This is a genomic window from Candidatus Villigracilis saccharophilus, from assembly GCF_016711665.1.
On the sequence record NZ_JADJSO010000034.1, the window covers coordinates 41474 to 47851 of the forward strand.

Consider the following 6378-nt stretch of genomic DNA (forward strand, 5'->3'; position numbering starts at 1 on the left):
AACCTCCTACCACACCTTGCAGATGATCTCGCCGCCCACACCCAACTGTCGAGCGCGTACGCCGGTCATGACACCCTTGGGGGTGGAGATAATGGCAACGCCAATACCTGAAAGCACCCACGGAATGTCCGTCTTCTTGGTGTAGATGCGGCGGCCTGGTTTGCTAACACGTTCCAGACCAGACAGAACAGCGCGTCGTTCGCGGCGCTCGCCAACATATTTCAGCTTGACGCGCAGAACCTTCTGAACTTCGTGCTCACCATCTACCACTTCATAACCTTCGAGAAAGCCTTCATCTTTGAGGATCTTGGCGATCTCGACTTTAATCTTTGAGTTGGGCATAGCAACCTGAGCATGGCCAGCGAGCACAGCGTTGCGAATGCGAGTCAACATATCAGCGATCGGATCAGTAAATGACATAATTTACCTCCTCCTGGGTTACCAGGACGCCTTTACGACGCCGGGGATTTTGCCTGTCAATGCCAATTCGCGGAAGCAAATACGGCATAAACCAAAGCGACGAATAAAACCGCGCGGACGTCCACAACGCTGACAGCGATTTCTTACCTGCACAGCGTGTTTGCGGCGCAGTTCACGATATTGCATACATTTTTTTGCCATAGGTTAAGCATCCTTCTTGCTACTGAACGGCATTCCGAGCAATTGCAACAATGCGCGAGCCTGATCATCATTTTCGGCAGAAGTCACAATAGTAACTTCCATACCGCGCAATTTATCGATCTTATCGTACTCGATCTCGGGGAAAACCAACTGATCTTTGAGGCCAAGTGTGTAATTCCCGCGGCCATCAAAGGCGTTGCTGGAAATACCGCGAAAATCGCGCACACGAGGCAGGGCAATGTTTACGAGACGGTCAAGGAAGGCCCACATACGAGGACCGCGAAGAGTAACCTTCGCGCCAATGAGACGGCCTTCGCGCAATTTGAAATTCGCAATGCTTTTGCGCGCCTTGGTCTGCACAGGCTTCTGAGTTGTGATCGTCGCCAAGTCTGCAGTTGCGGCATCAAGAGCTTTCGGGTTATCCATCGCTTCGCCAAGACCGATATTAACAACGATCTTTTCAATGCGAGGCACCTGCATAACATTCTTGAAACCGAACGACTTGAACAGGGCCGGGGCCACTTCAACATTATAGAGTTCTTGCATTCTGTTCATTTATACGCTCCACGGCCTAGTCAATCGCGGCTTCACAGTTCTTACAAACACGGTGTGCACCCGCTTCGTCACGTTGAACGCTGACACGCGTGGTCTCACTGCATTTGGGGCAGACGAGCATCACATTCGAGATGTCGACTGGCCCTTCAAACTGGATACGGCCCGGGTTCATCTGGCGGTTCGCGCCGGTCTGAACTTGTTTCTTGTGCTTGGTGCGGATATTGACACCTTGTACAACTACGCGACGATCATCAATGAAAACATTAATAACCTCACCGCGTTTTCCTTTGTCTTCCAGGCGGCCACTGATCACTTCTACTGTATCGCCTTTTCGAATCTTAACTTTCATTCTTCGCTCCTACAGTACTTCCGGGGCAAGCGACACGATTTTCATGTAGCCCATGTCGCGTAATTCGCGCGCAACAGGTCCAAAAATACGTGTGCCCCTCGGGTTTTCGCCATCGGCATCCAAAATGACCGCGGCGTTATCATCAAAGCGGATGTAAGAGCCATCTTCACGGCGCCATTCCTTTGTGCAGCGCACAATGACGGCCTTTACAACTTCGCTTTTCTTCACTGAACCTTGCGGTGCGGCGGCTTTTACAGTTGCAACCACAACATCGCCAATCGATCCATACTTGCGGCGTGAACCACCCAGCACATGGATGACGAGCAATTCGCGCGCGCCGGTATTATCGGCAACTTTTAATCGAGACTCATGCTGAAGCATAGTTTATTCTCCTACGCCTTGATCAGCTGTGCGGATCTCGCGTTTGACAACAGCCTCAACAGCCCAACGCTTGTCACGAGACAGCGGACGGGTCTCAACGATCTGGACCTCATCACCAATCTGACAGCCAATCTCGTCATGCGCCTTCACGCGTGAGCTCGAGTACACCACCTTTTGGTAAAGAGGATGTCGGAACTTGCGGGTGATCTCGACTACGACAGTCTTGGTCATTTTATTGCTGGTGACGACACCAGTCATACGACGACGATTATTCATTATGCACCTTCCACAGCGGCGCGTTCGGTTTCGCGCAGGATCGTTTCCATGCGGGCGATGTCGCGGCGCAAGAAAGTCAAGCGGCTTGAGTCAGTCAACTGACCGGTCACCTGCTGAAAACGCAGCTTCATCATTTCTTCACGCGCATCGGCGATCTTTGTTCGAATTTCTTCCGCCGCCATTTTGCGGATATCTTCCACTTTCATAGCCTTCATACTTATTCTCCTCCTGCAAAGCGACCAACAACTTTTGTCTTGATGGAGAACTTGTACTGAGCGCTCTTCAAAGCCGCTATCGCAACATCCGCAGACAAACCACTGACCTCGAACATCACGCGACCAGGTTTGACTGGAGCAACGTAGTATTCCACGTTACCTTTACCAGAACCCATGCGGGTCTCTGGCGGCTTGTGAGTGTACGGCTTGGCCGGGAAAATTCGGATCCAGATCTTGCCGCGACGCTTCATCCCACGAACGATCGTGCGACGAGCCGCTTCAATTTGACGGGCTGTAATCCAGCCCGGTTCCAACGCCTGCAGACCGAATTCGCCGAAGGAAACTTCCGCCCCGCGGAGAGCTTTACCTGTCATGCGACCGCGCATCTGCTTGCGCCACTTAACACGTTTTGGCATCAACATCTCAAATACCTCATCTCAGCTACATCGCGATTACTCGCTGACGTATACGCCTTCAGTTGCTTCAACTTTTTCTTCAACATTTGGCTGAGCTTCACCTTTATAGATCCAGACTTTGATACCGATCTGGCCATAGGTTGTGGAAGCCTCAGTTGTTGCAAAATCAAGGTTCGCACGCAGGGTCTGCAAAGGCACTCGTCCTTCGCGCAACCATACGTCACGTGACATTTCAGCGCCACCCAAGCGTCCACCGCAAAGGATCTTGATCCCTTCAGCGCCCTGCTTGATGGCTTGCTGAATGGCGCGTTTCATTGCGCGGCGGTAGGCGATGCGTCGTTCAAGCTGGTCAGCGATATTCTTTGCAACCAACATGGCGTCTGTATCTGGCGAGGAGATCTCTTTAATGTCCAAATCGATCTTCTTGCCAACCAATGCTTCGAGCGCCTGGCGGATTTTCTTCACGCCTTCGCCCTTACGCCCAATCAAAATACCGGGTTTGGCGGTGTGAATTGAAATGCGGACCTTGCCCGGAGTACGTTCCACATCTACTCGGGAGATGCCAGCTTTGCCATCACTGATCGAGTCAGGCATTTGCTTGCGAAGCTCCCGAACCTTTTCACTGGCAGCCCAGCCACCCTTGGACAATTTGCCAAGCAACAAAGTGCGAATGGCAAAATCCTGGTGTAATTGCTGGCGATATAGATTTCCTTCAGCGAACCAACGGCCGCCCCAGGGTTGATTGATCCCTAGACGAAAACCAATAGGATGTACTTTACGACCCATATAATTCTCCTTATGCTCCGCGCTCGCGTAATATGACAGTTACATGTGAACTGCGGCGCAATATCGGCTTGAAACGGCCACGGGCACCAAAACGTCTCCACTTACGTGTAGGAGCTTCATCGGCTGTGATCTTGGCCACAAACAGGTCGTCACGGCTGACACCAAAGTTCTCTTCAGCATTGGCTACCGCGGAGGCAACCAATTTCTGTACAGGTAAAGCTGCGCGCTTGTTCACGAAGCGAAGTATTTCCAACGCCTCATTTGCACTTTTGCCACGCACCATGTCAATTACAATGCGGACTTTTTGCGCAGACAGGGAGAGGTTGTTAATTTTTGCGTGAATATCACTCATGTCTCTCTCCTTACGCCGCAGCGGCTTTCTCACTGGTCTGATGACCACGGAACGTGCGCGTCGGGGCAAATTCGCCCAATCGATGACCGACCATGTTTTCTGTAATATAGATCGGAACGTGGCGGCGTCCATCATGCACTGCGATGGTGTGCCCCACCATCTGAGGGAAAATCACAGATGCGCGGCTCCATGTGCGGACAACTTTCTTTTCATTTTTCTGGTTCATGGCCTCAATTCGCTTGAGAAGCTTCGTCTCAATAAAAGGGCCTTTTTTCAATGATCTTGACATATATGCGTACCTCGTCTAATTCTTAGCGGCTCGTCTTATTGGCACGGCGCACAATGTACTGGTCGGTCTTCTTGTTCGTGCGGGTCTTCTTTCCGAGAGTGGGTTTGCCCCACGGGCTCTTAGGACCAGCAAGACCGACGGGCTGGCGGCCTTCACCACCACCATGTGGATGGTCGCGAGGACTCATCGCAGTACCGCGGACAGTCGGGCGGATGCCCATGTGACGTTTGCGGCCAGCCTTACCCAGTTTGACATTGCCATGATCAAGATTGCCGATCTGGCCAATCGTTGCGTAACAGACCTGATGAATGAGGCGAACTTCACCAGAAGGCATACGAATCTGGGCAAAATCACCTTCTTTAGCAAGCAATTGTGCAGCGCCACCTGCCGTGCGAACCATTTGTGCACCTTTGCCAGCTTTGATCTCGATATTGTGGATCAAAGTACCGATCGGGATATTGCTGATAGGAAGGGAATTTCCAGGTCGAATTTCAGCATCTGGACCTGAGACAATAGTGTCACCAACCTTCAACTCCAACGGAGCAATGATATAGCGCTTCTCGCCATCAACATAAAAAAGAAGTGCGAGGCGGGCTGTGCGATTGGGGTCGTACTCAACCGCCGCCACTTTTGCAGGAATGCCATGCTTCTCGCGTTTGAAATCGACAATACGGATGAAGCGACGGGCCCCGCCGCCACGATGACGAACGGTCACGCGGCCTTGAGCATTACGTCCGCCGTGTCCCTGTCGGTTAACCAACAAGGAGCGTTCTGGCTTGCTCTTGGTGATCTCTTCAAAAGTATGACCGGTCATATCGCGCATACCGGGTGTTATTGGTTTGTATTTCTTTACTGCCATTATTGCACCCCTTCAAAGATCTCGAGGGGTTTGCTTCCCTCGGCAAGGGTAACAATGGCCTTTTTGAACGCAGAACGGCGCACCAGCATACGACGACTCTTGGTGCGGCGACCACGCTTTGCGGGCGCATTGAGGATATTTACTCTCGCAACGGTGACATCAAACAGGGTTTCCACTGCATCTTTCACACTGGTGCGGGTCGCTTCATTGGCGACAACAAATGAATACTGGCTGAGTTTGCCTGATTGGTAACTTGATTTCTCAGTAACCAATGGGCGGACGAGGACATCATATAGATTAGTCATGTCTCTCTCCTTTATCCGAGGTGCGCAACAAGCGCATCAATGGTTTTTAGTGGAATGACAACTTTTTCAAAGGTAAGCAGGTCGCAGATATTCAAATAGCTGGCGAGCAAAACCTTCGCGTTGTCGATATTATTTGCAGAGCGCATGACTGCATCGTAATTCTGATCTTTGACCGGCATCACCAGCAAAGCGGTGGAAGTGCCAACCAGATTGACCAAAACTTCAGCCATGACACGGGTCTTGGATTCCTGGATGTCCAAACCATCCACGATCACAATACCAGCATCTGCGGCTTTGGCAGTTAATGCAGAGCGTAAGGCAGCCTGGCGCATTTTCTTGGGCATGCGCTGTTCATAGCTGCGGGGATGCGGGGTATGGATACGACCACCGCCAACCCACTGAGCAGCATTGGTTGAACCCTGACGGGCGCGACCGGTGCCTTTCTGCTTGAAAGGTTTACGACCGCCGCCTCGAACTTCTCCGCGGACCTTGGTCTGATGTGTACCAAGACGGGCATTCGCCATCTGGCGGACGTAGGCTTGGTGCATCAAATCAATATTTACAGGGGCTTCAAAAAGGGTTGCTGGTAATTCCAGCTCACTAACTTTCTGACCCTTCAAATCAAGAACATCTACTTTCATGGTTATATGGCTCCCGTTTCCTGCGCGCCTATTGCTTGCGCGCTTCCTTGATCATGACGAGACTACCCTTGCCACCAGGAACCGCGCCATTAATAGCGAGGAGATTCCGTTCTGCATCCACCATGACGATCTTGATGTTCTGAGCAGTGACACGATCCACGCCCATATGGCCCGAGTTTCGGTGTCCTTTATAGACACGACCTGGTGTGGTACCCGATCCACTGGAACCGGGCGCACGATTGCGGTCAGATGTACCATGCGTGGCGTTCATGCCATGGAAGTGATAGCGTTTTACAACTCCGGCAAAGCCCTTGCCTTTGCTGACACCGATCA

At 51.7% G+C, this 6378-nt stretch carries 15 protein-coding genes; all 15 read right to left on the reverse strand.

What is annotated here, in order from left to right; all coding sequences use genetic code 11:
- Positions 1 to 6: 6 nt before the first annotated feature.
- On the reverse strand, positions 7 to 420 hold the full coding sequence (gene rpsH, locus IPL17_RS11915; RefSeq protein ID WP_345307312.1) for a 30S ribosomal protein S8: 414 nt from the start codon (positions 418 to 420) through the stop codon (positions 7 to 9).
- A gap of 18 nt (positions 421 to 438) precedes the next feature.
- Complete coding sequence (locus IPL17_RS11920; protein ID WP_345296921.1) at positions 439 to 621, reverse strand: type Z 30S ribosomal protein S14; 183 nt, start codon at positions 619 to 621, stop codon at positions 439 to 441.
- Positions 622 to 624: 3 nt separating this feature from the next.
- Positions 625 to 1176, reverse strand: coding sequence for a 50S ribosomal protein L5 (gene rplE / locus IPL17_RS11925; protein ID WP_345307313.1), 552 nt, complete (start codon positions 1174 to 1176; stop codon positions 625 to 627).
- A 16-nt stretch (positions 1177 to 1192) separates the two neighbouring features.
- Entirely contained in the window at positions 1193 to 1525 is a 333-nt protein-coding gene (gene rplX / locus IPL17_RS11930; protein ID WP_345307314.1) for a 50S ribosomal protein L24, read from the reverse strand.
- A 9-nt stretch (positions 1526 to 1534) separates the two neighbouring features.
- The gene (gene rplN, locus IPL17_RS11935; protein WP_345307315.1) at positions 1535 to 1906 is read right to left on the reverse strand and encodes a 50S ribosomal protein L14; all 372 of its coding nucleotides are present in this window, start codon (positions 1904 to 1906) and stop codon (positions 1535 to 1537) included.
- A 3-nt stretch (positions 1907 to 1909) separates the two neighbouring features.
- On the reverse strand, positions 1910 to 2182 hold the full coding sequence (gene rpsQ, locus IPL17_RS11940) for a 30S ribosomal protein S17 (RefSeq protein WP_345307316.1): 273 nt from the start codon (positions 2180 to 2182) through the stop codon (positions 1910 to 1912).
- Positions 2182 to 2397 (reverse strand): 50S ribosomal protein L29, encoded by a 216-nt coding sequence (rpmC, locus tag IPL17_RS11945; RefSeq protein ID WP_345307317.1) that lies wholly within the window; start codon positions 2395 to 2397, stop codon positions 2182 to 2184. The genes rpsQ and rpmC overlap by 1 nt, the downstream gene beginning before the upstream one ends.
- A 2-nt stretch (positions 2398 to 2399) precedes the next feature.
- Positions 2400 to 2819 carry a 50S ribosomal protein L16 gene (gene rplP, locus IPL17_RS11950; protein WP_345307318.1) on the reverse strand — a complete coding sequence of 140 codons (420 nt, stop codon included), beginning with the start codon at positions 2817 to 2819 and terminating at the stop codon, positions 2400 to 2402.
- A 30-nt stretch (positions 2820 to 2849) separates the two neighbouring features.
- Entirely contained in the window at positions 2850 to 3599 is a 750-nt protein-coding gene (gene rpsC, locus IPL17_RS11955) for a 30S ribosomal protein S3 (RefSeq protein WP_345307319.1), read from the reverse strand.
- Between the two features lie 10 nt (positions 3600 to 3609).
- The gene (gene rplV, locus IPL17_RS11960; RefSeq protein ID WP_345307320.1) at positions 3610 to 3951 is read right to left on the reverse strand and encodes a 50S ribosomal protein L22; all 342 of its coding nucleotides are present in this window, start codon (positions 3949 to 3951) and stop codon (positions 3610 to 3612) included.
- A gap of 10 nt (positions 3952 to 3961) precedes the next feature.
- Positions 3962 to 4240, reverse strand: a complete 279-nt coding sequence (gene rpsS, locus IPL17_RS11965; RefSeq protein ID WP_345307321.1) for a 30S ribosomal protein S19 — start codon at positions 4238 to 4240, stop codon at positions 3962 to 3964.
- A 22-nt stretch (positions 4241 to 4262) separates the two neighbouring features.
- Positions 4263 to 5099, reverse strand: a complete 837-nt coding sequence (gene rplB, locus IPL17_RS11970) for a 50S ribosomal protein L2 (RefSeq protein WP_345307322.1) — start codon at positions 5097 to 5099, stop codon at positions 4263 to 4265.
- The gene (gene rplW, locus IPL17_RS11975; RefSeq protein ID WP_345307323.1) at positions 5099 to 5404 is read right to left on the reverse strand and encodes a 50S ribosomal protein L23; all 306 of its coding nucleotides are present in this window, start codon (positions 5402 to 5404) and stop codon (positions 5099 to 5101) included. Before rplW ends, rplB begins: the two co-directional genes overlap by 1 nt.
- Before the next feature lie 11 nt (positions 5405 to 5415).
- The gene (gene rplD, locus IPL17_RS11980; RefSeq protein WP_345307324.1) at positions 5416 to 6045 is read right to left on the reverse strand and encodes a 50S ribosomal protein L4; all 630 of its coding nucleotides are present in this window, start codon (positions 6043 to 6045) and stop codon (positions 5416 to 5418) included.
- 28 nt (positions 6046 to 6073) lie between these two features.
- A partial coding sequence (gene rplC, locus IPL17_RS11985; RefSeq protein ID WP_345307325.1) for a 50S ribosomal protein L3 occupies positions 6074 to 6378 on the reverse strand: 305 nt, incomplete at its 5' end.

Bases quoted from the DNA above. Each gene is read 5' to 3' on its own strand.
- rpsH (WP_345307312.1), bottom strand. From the start codon at position 420: ATGTCATTTACTGATCCGATCGCTGATATGTTGACTCGCATTCGCAAC.
- IPL17_RS11920 (WP_345296921.1), bottom strand. From the start codon at position 621: ATGGCAAAAAAATGTATGCAATATCGTGAACTGCGCCGCAAACACGCT.
- rplE (WP_345307313.1), bottom strand. From the start codon at position 1,176: ATGAACAGAATGCAAGAACTCTATAATGTTGAAGTGGCCCCGGCCCTG.
- rplX (WP_345307314.1), bottom strand. From the start codon at position 1,525: ATGAAAGTTAAGATTCGAAAAGGCGATACAGTAGAAGTGATCAGTGGC.
- rplN (WP_345307315.1), bottom strand. From the start codon at position 1,906: ATGCTTCAGCATGAGTCTCGATTAAAAGTTGCCGATAATACCGGCGCG.
- rpsQ (WP_345307316.1), bottom strand. From the start codon at position 2,182: ATGAATAATCGTCGTCGTATGACTGGTGTCGTCACCAGCAATAAAATG.
- rpmC (WP_345307317.1), bottom strand. From the start codon at position 2,397: ATGAAGGCTATGAAAGTGGAAGATATCCGCAAAATGGCGGCGGAAGAA.
- rplP (WP_345307318.1), bottom strand. From the start codon at position 2,819: ATGTTGATGCCAAAACGTGTTAAGTGGCGCAAGCAGATGCGCGGTCGC.
- rpsC (WP_345307319.1), bottom strand. From the start codon at position 3,599: ATGGGTCGTAAAGTACATCCTATTGGTTTTCGTCTAGGGATCAATCAA.
- rplV (WP_345307320.1), bottom strand. From the start codon at position 3,951: ATGAGTGATATTCACGCAAAAATTAACAACCTCTCCCTGTCTGCGCAA.
- rpsS (WP_345307321.1), bottom strand. From the start codon at position 4,240: ATGTCAAGATCATTGAAAAAAGGCCCTTTTATTGAGACGAAGCTTCTC.
- rplB (WP_345307322.1), bottom strand. From the start codon at position 5,099: ATGGCAGTAAAGAAATACAAACCAATAACACCCGGTATGCGCGATATG.
- rplW (WP_345307323.1), bottom strand. From the start codon at position 5,404: ATGACTAATCTATATGATGTCCTCGTCCGCCCATTGGTTACTGAGAAA.
- rplD (WP_345307324.1), bottom strand. From the start codon at position 6,045: ATGAAAGTAGATGTTCTTGATTTGAAGGGTCAGAAAGTTAGTGAGCTG.